Raw genomic sequence first — 17,209 nt, 5'->3', positions numbered from 1 at the left:
ATATTTCTTTAGGCAGCTAGCAGCGCCAATAATCTAGCTAGTGCGTAATCACGCGCTTGCTCACGAACTGCTTGACGATCGCCGGTGAAATGCATTGTTGCAGCCGTGATGTTGTCAGTAATGTTGCCAGTATTTTTTTGCAAACTTTCTCTCACAGCCCATGCAAAGCAAACCGTACCAACGGGCTTTTCTACTGAGCCACCTGTAGGGCCGGCAATACCGGTGATCGCAATCGCGATATTGACATTGGCCTGCTGTTGGGCGCCCGCAGCCATTTCTTGAGCAACTTGCTCGCTGACAGCCCCAAAAGAATCAATCGTTTGGGCCAATACGCCTAAGCATTCTGTCTTAGCCTGATTGCTGTAAGTGATATAGCCACGTTCAAACCAATCGCTTGAGCCAGCAAGGTCAGTTAAGGCCGCGCAAACTAAGCCTCCAGTACAGGACTCTGCAAGTGCGATGGTCCAGCCGCGCGCTATGAGTGTTGTAGCCATTGCTAAGGCCAGCTTATGTTGGTTTGCAGTGGTCATATTTACGAGAGTACCATCAGGCCAGCGTGCACTAGTGCTAGTGTGAGGAATGTGAATAGTGCAGCTGCAAGGTCATCAGCAACGATTCCAAAACCACGCCAAAGAATTTGCCGATCACTCGAAGCAGCACCAGCAGAGTCAATGGCTTCTATTTTTTTAAAGTGTGCATCAATCCAGCCAATGGGCCCAGGCTTGACTGCATCAAAGAATCGAAATAGTGCAAAAGCCAATAGCTGCACCCAAAAATTAGTCGGCATGATAAAAATAAGCAGCAACCAAAAAGCCACCATTTCATCCCATACGATTCCGCCAAAATCTTTTTTACCCAATTCTTCACTCACTCTTCCGCAGATCCAGCATCCGAGCAGTAATCCAACTCCAACAATCCACAGCAACTGTTCTGTACTTAAAAAAGACTGACCCAGTAAAAATATCGCCCAGGCCCACAGTGTTCCGGCAGTGCCAGGGGCAAACGGGGCTAGCCCGCTGCCAAACCCAAATGCCAAGACACGTATAGGGCTAGCAAAGACCCATTGAAGGTTGGGTTTGGTGATGGCGGATTGACTGGTTTTTGTGTTCATGTCTTAGTGCTCATGCAAAGTGATCAAAGGATTGAAGAAAGGCATCTGTTGCTGATGCGGGCAGTTTTTTTCCATCGTGATCAATAAGGGCCATCTCCGGTTCAGAGCCTTTCATGGGTTTGATGGCGCCAATGTGGGTGAGTGGTAACTGTAAAGCTGTACTCAAATTTTCAATAGCAGTTCTTTGATGGGCGGGCGCTGTAAAGCAGAGCTCATAATCATCCCCGCCGCAGGACGCATATAAGCGTTGAAGATCTAGTGGCTGCTTTAACAGCGTTGGCGACTTTGGTAGTTGATCTAATAAGATTTCTGCATCCTTTTGAGATTGATGTAAGACATGCCTCAAGTCCCCCAGTAGGCCATCCGAGACATCGATAGCGGAATGGGCGACACCTCGTAAAGCAAGTCCTAATTCAACTCGGGGAACAGGTTGGTGCATCTGAGATTTGATGGCATCCAAATCTATTTGCGGGAGTTGTATTTCATGACGCAATGCAGCAAGAGTGAGTCTGGCATCGCCAACATATCCAGATACCCAGATGTCATCGCCATCCAATGCAGTGGATCTTCGAATGGCACTTTTTTTGAGGGTACTTCCAAAAGCCGTAATGCAAATATTTAGCGGGCCCGCAGTAGTATCACCACCAATTAATGGGCAGGAAAACCGATTGGCAATGGCAAATAGTCCTTTGCTAAAACGCTCAAGCCAGTGGGGATCAGCGCTTGGTAAAGCAATAGCCAGCGTGAAACCTAAAGGCTGAGCCCCCATGGCTGCTAGGTCTGAGAGGTTGACTGCAAGGGCTTTCCAGCCTAGCCACTCGGGATTTGCTCCAGCAAAAAAATGCCTACCCTCTACCAACATATCGCTAGTAATGGCCATGTCTTCATTGGCTTGGTTTGCTAATAGCGCGCAATCATCCCCGATTCCCAGAGTGACTGATCCTGGATTGGCGGCAAGCATTTGCTCTGAATGCATTTTGAAGAAACGCTGAATCAGGTCAAATTCGCCTAGTCGAGTAGATTGAGGGTGTTGAGGATGTTGGAAATGCATGCCCCATTTTATGGCTGTTGGGAGTTGGACATCTGAGAGGATTAGAATTAAGCCTCTGTATAAGTCTAATGGGTGTGTGAACTAATGAGCAAGCCAATCAGTAAGCCAAGCAACAGCACCAAAGAACAGCAAATAGCTGATTTAAGGGCAGCCGCTCTTCATTACCATGAGTTTCCTGTACCCGGCAAGATTGAAATTGCCCCTACCAAGCAGCTGACCAATCAGCGAGATCTTGCTTTAGCTTATACCCCTGGAGTTGCTGCAGCATGTGAAGAGATCGTCAAAGATCCTGCGAATGCATTTCGTTACACAGCCCGCGGAAACTTAGTAGGCGTGATCACTAACGGTACTGCCGTTTTAGGTTTAGGAAATATTGGACCGCTGGCTAGTAAGCCGGTGATGGAAGGCAAAGCAGTTCTCTTTAAGAAATTTGCTGGTATTGATGTTTTCGATATCGAAGTTAATGAAAACGACCCCGATAAGCTAGTCGAAATTATTGCGGCACTTGAACCTACCTTTGGCGGCATCAACTTAGAGGATATTAAGGCTCCGGATTGTTTTGTAGTTGAACGTAAGTTACAAGCCCGCATGAAGATCCCCGTTTTTCATGATGATCAGCATGGAACAGCGATTGTGGTTGCCGCTGCGATTTTAAATGGTTTAAAAGTTGTGGGCAAAGATGTAGGTAGCGTCAAGTTGGTGACTTCTGGTGCTGGTGCAGCCGCTTTGGCTTGCTTAGATTTGCTGGTAGATTTAGGCGTTCCCCGTAAAAATATTTGGGTTACTGACTTAGCCGGTATTGCTTATAAGGGCCGTCAAGAATTAATGGATCCTGAGAAGGAGCCCTTCTGCCAAGAGACAGAGCTGCGCACTTTAGATCAAGCGATTGAAGGGGCAGATATTTTCTTAGGTTTGTCTGCAGGCGGCGTTCTAAAGCAAGATATGGTGAAGAAAATGGCACCCAGACCATTGGTGTATGCCTTAGCAAATCCAACACCAGAAATTCTGCCTGAGGAAGTCAAGGAGGTTCGTCCAGATGCCATCATGGCTACCGGTCGTACGGATTATCCCAACCAAGTGAACAATGTTTTATGTTTTCCGTTCATCTTCCGTGGCGCGTTAGATGTGGGTGCGACAACGATTACGCGCGGTATGGAAGTCGCTGCGGTTAAGGCTGTAGCCGAATTGGCACAAGCGGAGCAGAGTGAAGTAGTGACCTCTGTTTACGGCATTGAGAATCTCTCCTTTGGCCCTGACTATTTAATTCCAAAGCCATTCGATCCACGTTTAATTACGGTCATTGCGCCTGCGGTTGCTAAGGCAGCAATGGATGATGGCGTTGCATTACGTCCGATTAAAGACTTTGATGCTTACCGCAATCAGTTGCAACAATTTGTTTATCACTCTGGCACTTTGATGAAGCCGCTATTTAGTATTGCTAAAGTTGTTCTAGCAAACCAAAAGCGGATTGTGTTTGCTGAGGGTGAAGATGAGCGCGTATTACGTGCCGTGCAAATTATTGTGGACGAGCATCTTGCGACACCGATTTTAATTGGACGACCTGCTGTTATCGAGCATCGAATTGAAAAATTCGGATTGCGCATCAAGGCTGGCGAAGATTTTGAGATCGTCAACCCTGAAAATGATTCACGTTTTCGGGATTTCTGGCAAACCTATTTAGCGTTGACTGAGCGTAAAGGCGTTACAGAGTCGTTCGCAAAACTAGAAATGCGTCGTCGTAATACTTTGATTGGTTCGATTCTGATCAGCAAGGGTATGGCCGATGGCATGATTTGTGGAACAGTAGGTAACTTTGCAACTCACCTTCAGTATGTGAACGAGGTAGTTGGCCACGAATCTGGTGCTAACGTTTATGGTGCTATGTCGGGCTTGATACTGCCGGGTCGCCAAGTATTCTTGGTCGATACCCATGTCAATATCGATCCTACTGCTGAGCAGTTGGCTGAATTAACTATCATGGCTGCAAATGAAATGCGCAAGTTAGGTATTGAGCCCAAGGTAGCACTTTTATCTCACTCCAATTTTGGCTCCAGTAACGCGCCATCTGCGGTCAAAATGCGAGAAACCTTAGCGTTGATCAAAAAAGCCGATCCAAAGTTAGAGGTGGATGGAGAGATGCACGGAGATTGTGCTTTAAATGCGACTGTTCGGGCTGGCGCGGTTACGTCTTCTCCTTTAGAGGGCGACGCCAATTTGTTAGTACTACCCAATATTGACGCTGCCAACATTTCTTATAACTTACTCAAAACAGCGGCTGGTAATGGTATTGCAATTGGCCCATTGCTGTTGGGCGTTGCCAAGCCGATTCATATTCTGACGCCTGCAGCAACGGTGCGCCGAATCGTCAATGTGACGACTTTGGCGGTGGTTGAGGCTGCTAGTAACGCCAGGGCAGCTGTTTAGGGCGGTAATTTGTGAATAATTTAAGTTTGCTAGCACTTGCTAACTTAAATTATTCTGATATAAATCAACGGTTTATATAAAAAGTGCTGTAATTGGGCTTGATTTGATGGCGTGTTAAGGGTAACCTAGCACCCATTATGAATAATCGCTCTGAAAACGGCAACACAGCAGGCTTTGTAGAACACAGCAGAGCTGAAAGTTGGGATAGCAACGATCGACTCGAAACTGAGGCATCTGCTGCAAATATCTATGCAGAGGGCGGCTTATCTCGTTTACAAACCTATGCAGCAAATCAAGTCTCGGGAAAAAAAGTGACAGCATCTTGGCGTGCCGCCTTGGCAGTTCGCGATGCCGGACCACCGGCAATGTTGCGCAGTGTGCGCCCCAACATCGTTCAATCGATTCGGGCATTTCGTACGCCTGATCTACAGGAAGCGGCAACAGAACTTGGCCAGCATTTTATTTACGCAAACTGCGCAAATGCAATGACTAAAAGTGAAGTGCTGGAGGCGATTGCAATTGCCTACACCTTTACCAAGCAACAGGCTAAAAACTATGATCCCCTGTTAGATTCTTTAACAACTACCCTTGACAAGAGCGGTCCACAAACCGGTTTTGTAGTGGTATTGGAAGGTTTGCCTTGTACTCAGAAATTTGACAAAGAAGCCCGTGAAACCCTGTTGGATGTATTTCGTGATGCAGTAGATTTTTGGTCTGAGCGCCGCACGCCTTACCGAGTCTTTTACTCTTTCGTTTGATTTAGCGAATTGAACGCTGTCGATGTGACGGCGGCTCCGAAAATCAGTGTAAATCGCCTCTATTTGAGGCGATTTTGCATTTCAGGGTCCCAAATGCTGTGTATGGTAGCAATGGCAACAATGCCTGCGGTTTCTGTTCTGAGAACACGGGCACCTAAAGAAACCAACTGATAGCCCGCTAACTGCGCTTTTCCTTCTTCTGCAGGAGAATGACCGCCTTCAGGTCCAATCATTAAAACAATATCTTGCGGGTCTGAGGCGATCAACACAGAATGCAGGCTTCGCATCGCATCAGGGCTTAAAAGTAGCTTAAGTGAAGCTTTTTGAGGCTTTTTAAGGTATTCCTCAAAGATCTGGATGGGTTCAACTTGGGCTAAAACAGTGCGATCACATTGTTCGCAGGCGGCCTGCACAATACTTTGCCAATGCAAAACCCGCTTTTGGGCACGATCGGCATCGCTCGTGCGGGTTAGTTTGATGACTGAGCGCTCACATTGCAATGGAGCGATGACTTGAGCACCAGTTTCGATCGCCTTTTCGACGATCCAGTCCATCTTGTCCCCACCAGCAAGGGCCTGGGCTAGAGTAATGGCGTAGGGGCTCTCACGATGCGTATCTAGGCGAATAGCACTGATTTCGGCATCTCCAGACTTATTGCCCAGACATAGCAGCTTAGCCTGTGCAATCTGGCCCATGCCATCAAAAATAGGGAACGATTCACCGGGTTGGATGCGCCTGACGCGCAGGTGGTGGACAAGCTCTGGAGTGAGAGAAGTTGGCTTTTGGATTTCCCAGGGCCCGGGAAGATAAAATTGAGGCATTACTGCAATATAGCTAATTTATTTTCTCGAGACCAAATTTACGATGTCTAATCTTCAAATTCGTATGGCCAATGCCATTCGTGCTTTATCTATGGATGCAGTTCAACAAGCCAACTCTGGACATCCAGGGATGCCGATGGGAATGGCTGACATTGCTGTGGGTCTTTGGAATGAACATCTCCAACATAACCCTACCGATCCACATTGGATAAACCGTGATCGCTTTATTTTATCCAATGGTCATGGTTCGATGTTGTTGTATTCCTTATTGCACCTCACGGGTTACGATTTACCTATTGATGAATTAAAAAATTTCCGCCAACTCCACAGCAAAACACCGGGACATCCAGAATATGGAATCACTCCAGGTGTTGAGACAACTACTGGTCCCTTAGGCCAAGGTATTTCTAATGCGGTAGGTATGGCGCTTGCGGAAAAGTTATTGGCTGAAGAATTTAATCGCCCTGGTCACAATGTCGTTGATCACTTCACCTACGCCTTTTTAGGTGATGGTTGTTTGATGGAGGGCATCAGTCATGAAGTCTGCTCATTGGCGGGCACCCTGCAGTTAAAAAAGTTAATTGCTCTGTGGGATGACAACGGTATCTCGATTGATGGCAAGGTTGTTGCTTGGTTTAATGAAGATACCCCTAAACGTTTTGAAGCTTACAACTGGAATGTGATTCGCAATGTAGATGGTCATGATGCGCAGGCAGTTGCAAGTGCTATTGCAAAAGCAAAGCAGAGTGATAAACCAACATTAATTTGTTGCAAGACTGCCATTGGTCAAGGCTCGCCAAATATGGCGGGTAGCGATAAAGTTCATGGCTCTCCTTTGGGCGCCGCTGAAATTGCCGAGACACGCATTGCACTGAATTGGCCCTATGCTCCCTTTGAAATCCCCAATGATATTTATGCAGCATGGGACTTTAAAAAGCGTGGGCAAAACGCAGAGCATGAATGGAATAAAACATTTCAAGCCTATAAAAATCAATACCCAGAACTGGCTTCTGAATTACAGCGTCGAATGAAAGGTGACTTATCAAAAGATTTTTCATCAACCCTCAATGCTTATCTGAAGACTTGCCAATCAAAAGCGGAGACCATCGCTACGCGTAAGGCTAGTCAAAATGCAATCGAAGCACTAGCCCCAGCATTACCAGAATTTATGGGGGGGTCAGCAGACTTAACAGGCTCTAACCTCACTAATTGGAGCGCTTGTAAGCCTGTGCGTGCTAATCAGTGGGGCAATCATATTAATTATGGTGTGCGTGAATTTGGGATGAGCGCCATCATGAACGGCATTGCTTTACACGGCGGATACATTCCTTTTGGGGGCACCTTTTTAACTTTCTCCGATTACAGTCGTAATGCCATACGAATGGCCGCTTTGATGAAGTTGCGGAGTATTTTTGTCTTTACGCATGACTCCATTGGTTTGGGTGAAGATGGTCCAACGCACCAGGCTGTTGAGCAAGTGGCAAGCCTACGTCTTATTCCAAATGTGATGGTCTGGCGTCCCTGTGACACGACAGAAAGTGCTGTGGCTTGGGGTGCTGCAGTGGAACGTAAAAATGGGCCAAGTGCCTTGATTTTCAGTCGTCAAAATTGCCCATTTGTATCTCGTACCGCGCAGCAGATAAAAGATATTGCTCGGGGCGGATATGTTTTACGCCATTCGACAAAAGTGAAAACGGATGCAGTCATCATTGCTACCGGATCTGAAATCGCACTCGCATTACAAACAGCGGAGCGCTTAGAAAAAGAGAGCGCAGGTAAGTTGGGTATTCGTGTGGTTTCCATGCCATCGACTTCAGTTTTTGATCAGCAAGATGCCGCTTACAAATTGTCGGTACTACCGAATGGCTTACCGCGCATTGCAGTGGAAGCAGGTGTCAGTGATTTTTGGTGGAAATATGCTTGTGCAGCAGTTCATGGCATTGATACTTTTGGTGAGTCAGCACCGGCACCTCAACTGTATGAGTACTTTGGTTTAACGGTTGATCAGATTGCCAAAACCGTGCGGCAGTGTATTGCAAGAAAATAACGATTACTTCTGTAGTGATTAAAGAACTTAATATTAGCTAGGAAAATGAAATGACAATTCGTGTCGCAATTAATGGTTACGGCCGTATTGGTCGCATGGTTTTACGTGCCTTATATGAAGACCAGGCCAATGGAAAACCCAGGCGAGATATTCAGATTGTGGCAATCAATGCGATGGGTGCCATCGATATCAATGCCCATCTCACGCAATACGATTCTGCGCACGGTCGTTTTCCTGCTGATGTAAAAGTAGACGGTGATTGCATGGTGGTGAATGGCGATCGCATCAAAATGTTCTCAACACGGAATCCATTAGAAACACCTTGGGGTGAGTTGGGTGTGGATTTGGTACTAGAGTGCTCTGGTAAGTTCACTTCTAAAGAAAAAGCCATGGTGCATATTACTCAAGGTGCAAAAAAGGTATTAATTTCTGCACCAGGAGATCAGGATGTCGATGCCACCATCGTGTATGGCGTGAACCAAGAAGTCCTCAAGCCTAGCGATATTGTGGTTTCTAATGCCAGCTGCACTACTAACTGTCTAGCCCCGTTAGTTAAACCGTTACTCGAAAAAATTGGCATCGAGTCTGGCTTAATGACCACCATTCATGCTTTTACCAATGACCAAGTACTGACGGACGTGTATCACAGCGATATGCGTCGGGCCCGTTCTGCCGTCAGCAGTATGATTCCAACAAAGACTGGCGCAGCAAAAGCCGTTGGTCTGGTGTTGCCAGCCTTAGCAGGACGATTTGATGGTTTTGCCATGCGCGTCCCGGTCATTAATGTTTCTGTTGTAGATTTAACGTTTGCCGCCAGTCGTGTCACTAGCGTAGATGAAGTCAATGCCATTCTTAAGGCAGCGAGTGAGGGCGAGTTAAAAGGTATCTTAGGTTTTAATACCCTGCCGTTAGTCTCCATAGACTTCAATCATGACCCTCGTCCTAGTATTTATGACGCCTCCCAGACCCGAGTCTCGGCAGATGGCAAGCTAGTGAAGGTATTGGCTTGGTATGACAATGAGTGGGGCTATTCTGTACAAATGCTCAATGCAGCTGAGGCACTAATGGCTGTGAAGTAATTTGTACCCTGTAACAATGCTCAATTGTTGTTAAAACAAGCTTTATTTGTTAAAAAAGACCTCAAATGAGGTCTTTTTTCATGATCCTCGCTTAACTTCTCAAGGAAACTCTTTTTTTGACCTTTTAGGCTTTCTGCTTATTACGACAATTTCGCTTCTGGCAGTGGCCATACATGGCTAAAGAGTGCTCTTGAAGCTTAAAACCGAGGTTTTTGGCGATGTCACGTTGCCTTTTTTCAATAGCTTCATCAACGAACTCCTCTACATGTCCACAATCTAAGCAAACCAGGTGGTCGTGATGTATGCCCTCATTCAGCTCATAGATCGCCCGGCTGTCACCTTTGCTGGATTCAAAATGACTGCGCAACAAGAGGCCAGCTTGCTCAAATTGGGTTAAAACACGATAAACGGTAGCCAGGCCGATTTCTTTATCCTCTTTAGCAAGGGCCATAAAGACATCTTCAGCGCTAAAGTGCGTCCCACCATTTTGATGAAAAAAGTCCAATATTTTGATGCGCGGGCCTGTCGCTTTCAGGCCAATATCGCGTAAATCAGTGGGTGTAGGGTTTTGGTTCATATTCATGGGTTTGGGAGCTAAAATCAATGTCTTAATGATACGGCCTGCCATGCAAAATTGTCCCCAACTTTTTACTCGCTTCCTGAACACCACTTGTGGGGCTTTGAGCCTTGCACGCTTGGGCTTGATGATGGCCACCCTTAGTGGGTTAGTCCTGATTACTGGCTGCGGTAGTGCTGTCGATAATACGCAACGCGCTTGGATGAATAAAGTATTTCAGCCTTATGTTCCCGATGTAGTTCAAGGGAACTTTATCTCTAGTGAGCAATACGCAAAGTTAACTGTGGGCCAAAGTCGTGAGCAGGTTCGTCAGATTTTAGGTACACCACTATTAGCCAGCTACTTTCATGCGAATCGCTGGGATTATGTTTTTGAATTCAAGCGCGCCAATCAGATGATGGGTAAAGAGCGCCGTGTGACGGTGTTTTTTGAGGGAGACAAGCTAGTAAAGTTTCAAGGCGATTCCTTACCAACCGAAGTTGAGTTAGTGGCGGAGATTGATAACTATGCCAAGACCAAGAGATCTTTTTGGGATGTGATGACTGGGTCGAATAAGCCTCCAGTGACACCTCCCCTGCAACAGCCAGAACTCCTGGTGCCTAGCCCAAGTAATAACTTGCCAGCAGTTACGAAATAAATAACTTCTATCGCGCTGAAAAATAGTAACGGTGCTGAGTAAGAGTCAAGCAAGAACTAAGTAAGAACTAAGCGAGATTGAATTTCTAGATTGTTTATATAAGAAGCGGTGAATCAAATGATGAAGATTGCAATTGCTGGCGCAACTGGCCGCATGGGAAAAATGCTGATTGAGGCCGTCTTAAATAGTTCGGATACTGAGCTAGTGGGCGCGCTTGAGCATGATGCTTGCCCTCAATTAGGTGAAGATGCTGGTGCATTCTTAGGTAAAAAAACAGGCGTTGTGATTACTGCTGATATTGCGAAAGCGCTGCGTGATGCACAGTTTCTAATTGATTTCACACGTCCAGAAGCTACCATGGCGTACCTAGAGGTAGCTCAAGGGACTGGCAGCAAAATGATTATTGGTACTACGGGCTTAAGTCCAGAGCAAATCGATGTTCTGAAGACAGCCTCTCAAAATCTGGCCATTGTTTTTTCTCCCAATATGAGTGTGGGCGTCAATGCCACATTCAAGCTGCTAGAGATAGCCACCAAGATGCTCAATGAAGGCTATGACATAGAAATTGTTGAGACACATCATCGCCATAAAGTAGATGCGCCATCAGGTACCGCATTAAAGATGGGTGAAGTGATTGCTCAGGCCCTAGGTGAGAAGCTCGATGATGTCGCTGTTTATGCACGAGAAGGTCACACCGGCGAGCGTAAGGCGGGATCCATTGGTTTTGCAACGATTCGCGGAGGCGACATTGTGGGTGACCATACGGTTTTATTTGCAGGAGAGGGTGAACGGATTGAGATCAGCCATAAATCCTCTAGCCGCCAGTCTTATGCCCAAGGCTCTTTGAGGGCCACTCGGTTCTTACAAAGCCAAAATTCGGGCTTATATGATATGCAAGATGTGCTTGGCTTGCGTCACTAAAAAGCATAGAAAAAAGAAAAGAGTTGTATTGAATGACTAAGAATTATGATCACCGTAATATTGAGGCAGCAGCGCGCGCTGATTGGGATAGTGCGCAAGTCTATAAGGTTTCCGAAGATGCGGTAGATGCTTCTGGAAAACCAAAGCCAAAATATTACGCTTGTTCGATGCTTCCATACCCATCGGGTAAGTTGCATATGGGGCATGTTCGTAACTACACCATTAACGATGTCATGGCACGGCAATTACGTATGCAGGGTTATAACGTATTGATGCCTATGGGTTGGGATGCGTTTGGTATGCCAGCAGAAAATGCGGCTATTCAGAATAAAGTGCCTCCAGCACAGTGGACTTACGACAACATTGCTTATATGAAAAAGCAAATGTCGACGATGGGTTTAGCCATTGACTGGTCACGAGAAATTGCAACATGCAATCCGGATTACTATCGTTGGAATCAATGGCTCTTTTTAAAGATGCTTGAAAAAGGGATTGCCTACCGTAAGACCCAATTAGTGAACTGGGATCCGATTGATCAAACGGTCTTGGCCAATGAGCAGGTAATTGATGGGCGCGGTTGGCGCTCTGGTGCTTTAGTAGAAAAGCGTGAGATCCCTGGCTACTACTTCAACATCACTGCATATGCAGAGCAACTACTTTCTGGGCTGGATAATTTAGGTTGGCCTGAGCGCGTCAAAACGATGCAGCAAAATTGGATCGGTAAGAGCAAGGGTGTGCGTTTTGCCTTTCAGCATGAGATCGCTGATGCGCAAGGCAAGTTAATTCACGACGGTCGGTTATATGTCTTTACGACACGCGCAGATACCATCATGGGTGTTACCTTTTGTGCAGTTGCTGCAGAGCATCCTTTGGCAGCGCATGCCGGTAAAAATAATCCTGAGCTTGCTGCTTTTATTGAGAAATGCAAAACGGGTAGCGTTATTGAGGCAGATTTAGCCACTCAAGAAAAAGAAGGTATGTTGACAGGTCTGTATGTCACGCACCCTTTAACGAATGAACCGATTCCAGTGTGGGTCGGAAATTATGTTTTGATGTCGTATGGCGATGGTGCTGTGATGGGTGTGCCTGCACATGATGAACGCGACTTTGCTTTTGCTCAGAAATATCAGTTACCGATGAAGCAGGTTGTGGCGTTGAGTAGCCCATCCACCCTCTTTAATACTAGTCACTGGCAAGATTGGTATGCCCAGAAAGAGGGTACCGAGTGCCTTAATAGTGGCAAGTACGACGGCATGTCATTCGAGGCGGCAGTAGACGCCGTTGCTGCAGATCTAGAAAAATTAGGTATGGGCGAGACGAAGACTACGTATCGCTTGCGGGATTGGGGCATCTCTCGTCAGCGTTATTGGGGTACACCGATTCCGATTATTCATTGTGGTGATGAGCACACACCAGGGTGCGGTGCGGTTCCTGTACCAGAGGCAGACTTGCCCGTTGTATTGCCAGAAGATTGCGTTCCCGACGGAAGCGGTAATCCACTAAATAAACGTGCCGATTTCTTGAACGTCGCATGTCCTCAATGTGGCAAGCCTGCGCGTCGCGAGACAGACACGATGGATACTTTTGTTGATTCTTCCTGGTATTTCATGCGCTACACCGGACCAAACGCAAAAACAATGGTTGATGAGCGTAATGAATACTGGATGCCGATGGATCAGTACATTGGTGGCATAGAACATGCAATCCTCCATTTGTTGTATGCGCGCTTCTGGACTAAGGTCATGCGGGATCTCCAGCTGATTACTTTTGATGAACCATTTCAAAACTTGCTGACGCAAGGTATGGTACTGAACGAAACGTACTACTCTGAAGAAGCCTCTGGTAAGAAAGTGTGGCTCAATCCTCTAGACATTGAACTAGATCTAGATGAAAAAGGCCGCCCACAGAGCGCTAAATTACGTGGAGATCTTGCTAATACGCCTGTCATCATTGGCGGCGTTGAAAAAATGTCTAAGAGTAAGAATAATGGGGTTGATCCCCAAGCCTTGATTGATGAGTATGGCGCTGATACTGCGCGCTTATTTGTGATGTTTGCTGCTCCTCCAGAGCAGCAGCTCGAGTGGTCTGGTGCTGGGGTCGATGGCGCTTCTCGCTTCTTGCGCCGAGTATGGATGTACTCGAGTAGTCAGGCAGATGTGATTCGAGCAGCGCAAGCAGAGTTGCCAAATACATTAAGCGATACCGAGCTAGCCTTGCGCCGCGAAGTGCATTCGATCTTAAAGCAGGCTAACTTTGACTATCAGCGACGTCAGTACAACACGGTCGTCTCCGCTGCCATGAAAATGCTCAACGTACTAGAGCCGATCAAACTAGATGCTACTGTTGCCTCAAAGCCTGCAGTAAGCCCAGAGGTATTACGTGAATGCCTCAGTATTTTGCTGCGGGTCTTGTACCCCGTAGTGCCGCACCTGACCCATGCATTATGGGCAGAGATGGGTTTTAAGCAGTCTTTCGGATCCCTCATGGATGCAACATGGCCGGTGGTGGATGAGCAGGCCCTAGTTCAAACTGAACTCACCATCATGCTTCAGATTAATGGCAAGCTGCGGGGTGATATTCGGGTGGCAGTCGATGCGACTAAAGAGCAGATTGAGGCTTTGGCTTTACAAAGTGAGCCAGCGCTCAAGGCATTGAATGGCGCCGCCCCTAAAAAGGTGATCGTGGTTCCTGGTCGCCTAGTTAATATTGTTGCGTAGTTGATCTATAAACGTACAAAAGAAATACCCAAGAAACTACAAAGAAACTACAAAGAAACTAAAGAGAAATTAAAGAAAAATCAAAGACATGAGCGTAAATTATTCTCGGCGGAGTCTGCTTGGTTTGCTAGTGATCGCCCCATTGAGCGGTTTAGTAGCTTGCGGTTTTCGCTTGCGTGGCATGGTAGATTTACCTTATCGAGTGCTCGCAATTACCGGTAGCCCATCACCACCTTTGCGTGCAGACTTGCAGACGGCAATTTTGACGGGTACAGATGCAAAAGTGGCCATCAACCCTAAAGATGCTGATCTGATCTTGGATATCACCAGCGATCTAAATGGACGAGAAATTCTGGCTTACAACTCTAATGGTCAAGTATCCGCTTATCGTCTCAGTATTCGGGTTGGATTTAGGGCTTTTGATAATGCCGGCACTGACGTAGTGCCCGAATCAGAAATTTACCTCACTCGAGATATGGATTTCACAGTATCTACAGTCCTTGCTTCTGATGCCCAGGTTCAGCAATTTTTGACATCGATGCGACGTGATTTATCGGTACAAATTCTGCGTCGGGTTTCTGCTTCGGCCAGAGCACCGAAAACAAGAGATTTTTAAGGGGTGATAGCTCACCATGGTTAAGAGTGATGCGCTTCAGGTACATTTGAGATCGCTCAATGCGACGGCATCGACATCCACATCTATTAAGCCGCTCTATGTTTTTAGTGGTGATGAGCCGCTGCTCATGATGGAAGCGATGGATCAACTCCGCGCTGCTGCAAAAAAATTGGGCTATACCGAGCGCGAGGTTCTGTTGCAAGAACGGGGTTTTGACTGGAGTGCGCTTTTAAATGCGGGTCAGACAATGTCCTTGTTCGGTGATAAGCGCTGGGTAGAATTACGGATACCCACTGGCAAACCGGGGCGTGATGGTGCTGAAGCGTTAAAGCAATTTGCAGCTCAAATTGAGTCGCAAAGTATTAGTTCTGAGGGTCCAGATACCGTGGTTTGCATTGTGTTGCCTAAATTAGATGGTAAAACGAAGACATCTGCCTGGTTTAGCGCCCTAGATGAGGCAGGCATGGCGATTCAATTGGATTCTTTGGATCGAGCTCAACTGCCACAATGGATTGCAGGGCGCCTGAAAAGCCAGGGTCAAGAGGTAGAGCCTGGCTCCAATGGTCAGCGTGCCCTCAGTTTTATGGTTGATCAGGTGGAAGGCAATCTTATTGCTGCCCATCAAGAAATCCAAAAACTGGGTTTATTGCATCCAACGGGCGTGCTCACGGAAGAGCAAATTCGTTCAGCTATTCTGAAAGTGGCCCGATATAACGTGTTTGAGTTGACTGAGGCGATGCTGGCTGGTGATCTAGCCCGCTTAAACCGAATGTTAGATGGTCTTAAGGGTGAGGGTGAGCCCTTAGTGCTTATTTTGTGGAGCGTAACTGAAGAGCTTCGGATACTATCGAAACTAAAGGCGGCAAGCGATGCGGGTGAGTCGGTTCAGCAACTGATGCGGGCCAATCGTATTTGGGGAAATAAAGAGCGACTGTATCCTTTGGCCTTAAAAAGAGTGCAACCTTTGAGATTGCGTAGGGCAATGCAGTTAGCGGCAGGCTTAGATCGTCAAGCCAAAGGGTTATATGCGGCAGAATTGCCAGCAGACCCCTGGGATGGCTTGCGTTTGGTGGGTAGTTTATTGCGCTAGTAATGTGAGGTAGATGTAACTGAACGTTAAGAGTAAATAACAAAGAATGAGTCACAAAGAATGAGCAATAAAAAATGAATCAGGCAATAAAACACATGATGCAAGATATTGGTATGCGAGCCCGTGAGGCTTCGCGTGCGATGGCGCGTGCTTCTAGCGAGCAGAAAAACCAGGCTCTATTGCATATTGCCCAGCTCATTCGTGAACGTACAAATGACATCCAAAAAATCAATCAACTCGATGTTGCGCGGGCACAGGCCAATGGCCAAGATGCGGCTTTCATTGATCGGCTCACAATGACCCCAAAGACGATTGAGTCGATGGCTTTGGGCTTAGAGCAGATTGTCTCGTTGACCGACCCTATTGGGCAAATGACTCCAATGCAAGTGCAGGCCTCAGGGATTGAGTTGGGCCAGATGCGAGTACCTCTGGGCGTGATTGGCATCATCTATGAGTCTCGTCCTAATGTCACGATTGATGCTGCTGCCTTGTGCTTAAAGTCTGGCAATGCAGTCATTTTACGAGGGGGTTCAGAAGCGATTGATTCCAACACCCTGTTGGCTCAATTGATTCAGGAGGGCTTAGATGCTGCCCACTTACCAATGGACGCAGTGCAAGTGGTTACCACTACTGATCGTGCTGCTGTTGGTGAGATGATCACTATGACGCAATATATTGATGTGATCGTGCCACGTGGAGGTAAAAGTTTAATTGCCCGCTTAATGGCTGAGGCACGAGTGCCGATGATTAAACATTTGGATGGGATTTGCCATACCTATATCGATGTCGATGCCGATATCGCCATGGCGATTAAGGTGTGTGATAACGCAAAGACGCAGCGCTATGCACCGTGTAATGCCATGGAAACTCTTTTAGTTAATGCCGCTATTGCGCCACAAGTCCTCCCTCAATTATGCAGAATCTACCAAGCTAAAGGTGTCGAGCTTCGGGTTGACGCACTCACTCGCGAAACGCTAGAGACTGCTGGTTTGAGTAATTTGGTAAACGCTACAGAAGAAGATTGGCAAACAGAATATTTGGCACCGATTTTGTCGATTAAAACGGTTGCTGATATGGATGAAGCTATGGCTCACATCGAGCAATACGGCAGTAAGCATACCGATGCCATCATTACGAATAATGCAATACAGGCCAATCGTTTTTTGCGTGAAGTCGATAGTGCAAGCGTGATGGTCAATGCCAGCACCCGTTTTGCTGACGGCTTTGAGTATGGTTTAGGTGCAGAGATTGGGATCTCGAATGACAAGCTTCATGCCCGCGGGCCTGTAGGCCTTGACGGCTTAACCTCCTTAAAATACATCGTTAAGGGCCATGGCGAGATTCGCGGTTAAATCAAGTG

At 46.8% G+C, this 17,209-nt stretch carries 15 protein-coding genes; 10 read left to right on the top strand and 5 right to left on the bottom strand.

Annotated elements, in window-relative coordinates; genetic code table 11:
- Nucleotides 1-8: 8 nt before the first annotated feature.
- Genes B0G85_RS04895 through thiL form a run of 3 tightly spaced genes read right to left on the bottom strand, consistent with a single transcriptional unit; the run spans nucleotide 9 to nucleotide 2,162 of the window.
- Nucleotides 9-530 (bottom strand): CinA family protein, encoded by a 522-nt coding sequence (locus B0G85_RS04895; RefSeq protein ID WP_100379341.1) that lies wholly within the window; start codon nucleotides 528-530, stop codon nucleotides 9-11.
- 2 nt (nucleotides 531-532) lie between these two features.
- Nucleotides 533-1,111: a phosphatidylglycerophosphatase A family protein gene (locus tag B0G85_RS04890; RefSeq protein WP_100379340.1), complete on the bottom strand. Its 579-nt coding sequence runs from the start codon at nucleotides 1,109-1,111 to the stop codon at nucleotides 533-535.
- 10 nt (nucleotides 1,112-1,121) lie between these two features.
- Nucleotides 1,122-2,162 (bottom strand): thiamine-phosphate kinase, encoded by a 1,041-nt coding sequence (gene thiL / locus B0G85_RS04885; RefSeq protein WP_100379339.1) that lies wholly within the window; start codon nucleotides 2,160-2,162, stop codon nucleotides 1,122-1,124.
- A gap of 84 nt (nucleotides 2,163-2,246) precedes the next feature.
- Between thiL and B0G85_RS04880 the strand changes: the two genes are divergently transcribed.
- Together B0G85_RS04880 and B0G85_RS04875 are read left to right on the top strand one after the other, a co-directional pair.
- The gene (locus tag B0G85_RS04880) at nucleotides 2,247-4,586 is read left to right on the top strand and encodes an NADP-dependent malic enzyme (RefSeq protein ID WP_198508729.1); all 2,340 of its coding nucleotides are present in this window, start codon (nucleotides 2,247-2,249) and stop codon (nucleotides 4,584-4,586) included.
- A gap of 137 nt (nucleotides 4,587-4,723) precedes the next feature.
- Nucleotides 4,724-5,344, top strand: coding sequence for a barstar family protein (locus B0G85_RS04875; RefSeq protein WP_100379337.1), 621 nt, complete (start codon nucleotides 4,724-4,726; stop codon nucleotides 5,342-5,344).
- A 59-nt stretch (nucleotides 5,345-5,403) separates the two neighbouring features.
- On the opposite strand, the gene B0G85_RS04870 is transcribed toward B0G85_RS04875, so the two are convergent.
- A complete protein-coding gene (locus B0G85_RS04870) occupies nucleotides 5,404-6,165 on the bottom strand; it encodes a 16S rRNA (uracil(1498)-N(3))-methyltransferase (RefSeq protein ID WP_100379336.1) in 762 nt (253 codons plus the stop codon).
- Nucleotides 6,166-6,208: 43 nt separating this feature from the next.
- Between B0G85_RS04870 and tkt the strand changes: the two genes are divergently transcribed.
- Entirely contained in the window at nucleotides 6,209-8,212 is a 2,004-nt protein-coding gene (gene tkt / locus B0G85_RS04865; RefSeq protein WP_232725947.1) for a transketolase, read from the top strand.
- A gap of 50 nt (nucleotides 8,213-8,262) precedes the next feature.
- Nucleotides 8,263-9,291 carry a type I glyceraldehyde-3-phosphate dehydrogenase gene (gene gap, locus B0G85_RS04860; protein ID WP_100379335.1) on the top strand — a complete coding sequence of 343 codons (1,029 nt, stop codon included), beginning with the start codon at nucleotides 8,263-8,265 and terminating at the stop codon, nucleotides 9,289-9,291.
- A 124-nt stretch (nucleotides 9,292-9,415) separates the two neighbouring features.
- On the opposite strand, the gene fur is transcribed toward gap, so the two are convergent.
- Complete coding sequence (gene fur, locus B0G85_RS04855; protein WP_100379564.1) at nucleotides 9,416-9,874, bottom strand: ferric iron uptake transcriptional regulator; 459 nt, start codon at nucleotides 9,872-9,874, stop codon at nucleotides 9,416-9,418.
- A gap of 43 nt (nucleotides 9,875-9,917) precedes the next feature.
- Here fur and B0G85_RS04850 point away from each other — a divergent pair, with 43 nt between their 5' ends.
- The 6 genes from B0G85_RS04850 (at nucleotide 9,918) to B0G85_RS04825 (ending at nucleotide 17,201) form a co-directional block, all read left to right on the top strand.
- The gene (locus B0G85_RS04850) at nucleotides 9,918-10,505 is read left to right on the top strand and encodes an outer membrane protein assembly factor BamE (RefSeq protein ID WP_100379334.1); all 588 of its coding nucleotides are present in this window, start codon (nucleotides 9,918-9,920) and stop codon (nucleotides 10,503-10,505) included.
- A 120-nt stretch (nucleotides 10,506-10,625) separates the two neighbouring features.
- Complete coding sequence (gene dapB / locus B0G85_RS04845; protein ID WP_100379563.1) at nucleotides 10,626-11,426, top strand: 4-hydroxy-tetrahydrodipicolinate reductase; 801 nt, start codon at nucleotides 10,626-10,628, stop codon at nucleotides 11,424-11,426.
- A 32-nt stretch (nucleotides 11,427-11,458) separates the two neighbouring features.
- Complete coding sequence (gene leuS / locus B0G85_RS04840) at nucleotides 11,459-14,143, top strand: leucine--tRNA ligase (protein ID WP_100379333.1); 2,685 nt, start codon at nucleotides 11,459-11,461, stop codon at nucleotides 14,141-14,143.
- 88 nt (nucleotides 14,144-14,231) lie between these two features.
- Complete coding sequence (locus tag B0G85_RS04835; RefSeq protein ID WP_100379332.1) at nucleotides 14,232-14,759, top strand: LPS-assembly lipoprotein LptE; 528 nt, start codon at nucleotides 14,232-14,234, stop codon at nucleotides 14,757-14,759.
- 16 nt (nucleotides 14,760-14,775) lie between these two features.
- The gene (gene holA / locus B0G85_RS04830; RefSeq protein ID WP_100379331.1) at nucleotides 14,776-15,849 is read left to right on the top strand and encodes a DNA polymerase III subunit delta; all 1,074 of its coding nucleotides are present in this window, start codon (nucleotides 14,776-14,778) and stop codon (nucleotides 15,847-15,849) included.
- A 74-nt stretch (nucleotides 15,850-15,923) separates the two neighbouring features.
- A complete protein-coding gene (locus B0G85_RS04825) occupies nucleotides 15,924-17,201 on the top strand; it encodes a glutamate-5-semialdehyde dehydrogenase (protein ID WP_100379330.1) in 1,278 nt (425 codons plus the stop codon).
- Nucleotides 17,202-17,209 lie beyond the last annotated feature (8 nt).

The organism is Polynucleobacter brandtiae (assembly GCF_002797575.1).
Classification (GTDB): domain Bacteria; phylum Pseudomonadota; class Gammaproteobacteria; order Burkholderiales; family Burkholderiaceae; genus Polynucleobacter; species Polynucleobacter brandtiae.
The sequence above is the reverse complement of the archived record's forward strand: the minus strand, read 5'-3'. Positions and strand labels throughout refer to the sequence as shown.

Excerpts from the sequence above, each read along its gene's own strand:
- B0G85_RS04895 (WP_100379341.1), bottom strand. The coding sequence starts at position 530 with ATGACCACTGCAAACCAACATAAGCTGGCCTTAGCAATGGCTACAACA.
- B0G85_RS04890 (WP_100379340.1), bottom strand. The coding sequence starts at position 1,111 with ATGAACACAAAAACCAGTCAATCCGCCATCACCAAACCCAACCTTCAA.
- thiL (WP_100379339.1), bottom strand. The coding sequence starts at position 2,162 with ATGCATTTCCAACATCCTCAACACCCTCAATCTACTCGACTAGGCGAA.
- B0G85_RS04880 (WP_198508729.1), top strand. The coding sequence starts at position 2,247 with ATGAGCAAGCCAATCAGTAAGCCAAGCAACAGCACCAAAGAACAGCAA.
- B0G85_RS04875 (WP_100379337.1), top strand. The coding sequence starts at position 4,724 with ATGAATAATCGCTCTGAAAACGGCAACACAGCAGGCTTTGTAGAACAC.
- B0G85_RS04870 (WP_100379336.1), bottom strand. The coding sequence starts at position 6,165 with ATGCCTCAATTTTATCTTCCCGGGCCCTGGGAAATCCAAAAGCCAACT.
- tkt (WP_232725947.1), top strand. The coding sequence starts at position 6,209 with ATGTCTAATCTTCAAATTCGTATGGCCAATGCCATTCGTGCTTTATCT.
- gap (WP_100379335.1), top strand. The coding sequence starts at position 8,263 with ATGACAATTCGTGTCGCAATTAATGGTTACGGCCGTATTGGTCGCATG.
- fur (WP_100379564.1), bottom strand. The coding sequence starts at position 9,874 with ATGAATATGAACCAAAACCCTACACCCACTGATTTACGCGATATTGGC.
- B0G85_RS04850 (WP_100379334.1), top strand. The coding sequence starts at position 9,918 with ATGCAAAATTGTCCCCAACTTTTTACTCGCTTCCTGAACACCACTTGT.
- dapB (WP_100379563.1), top strand. The coding sequence starts at position 10,626 with ATGAAGATTGCAATTGCTGGCGCAACTGGCCGCATGGGAAAAATGCTG.
- leuS (WP_100379333.1), top strand. The coding sequence starts at position 11,459 with ATGACTAAGAATTATGATCACCGTAATATTGAGGCAGCAGCGCGCGCT.
- B0G85_RS04835 (WP_100379332.1), top strand. The coding sequence starts at position 14,232 with ATGAGCGTAAATTATTCTCGGCGGAGTCTGCTTGGTTTGCTAGTGATC.
- holA (WP_100379331.1), top strand. The coding sequence starts at position 14,776 with ATGGTTAAGAGTGATGCGCTTCAGGTACATTTGAGATCGCTCAATGCG.
- B0G85_RS04825 (WP_100379330.1), top strand. The coding sequence starts at position 15,924 with ATGAATCAGGCAATAAAACACATGATGCAAGATATTGGTATGCGAGCC.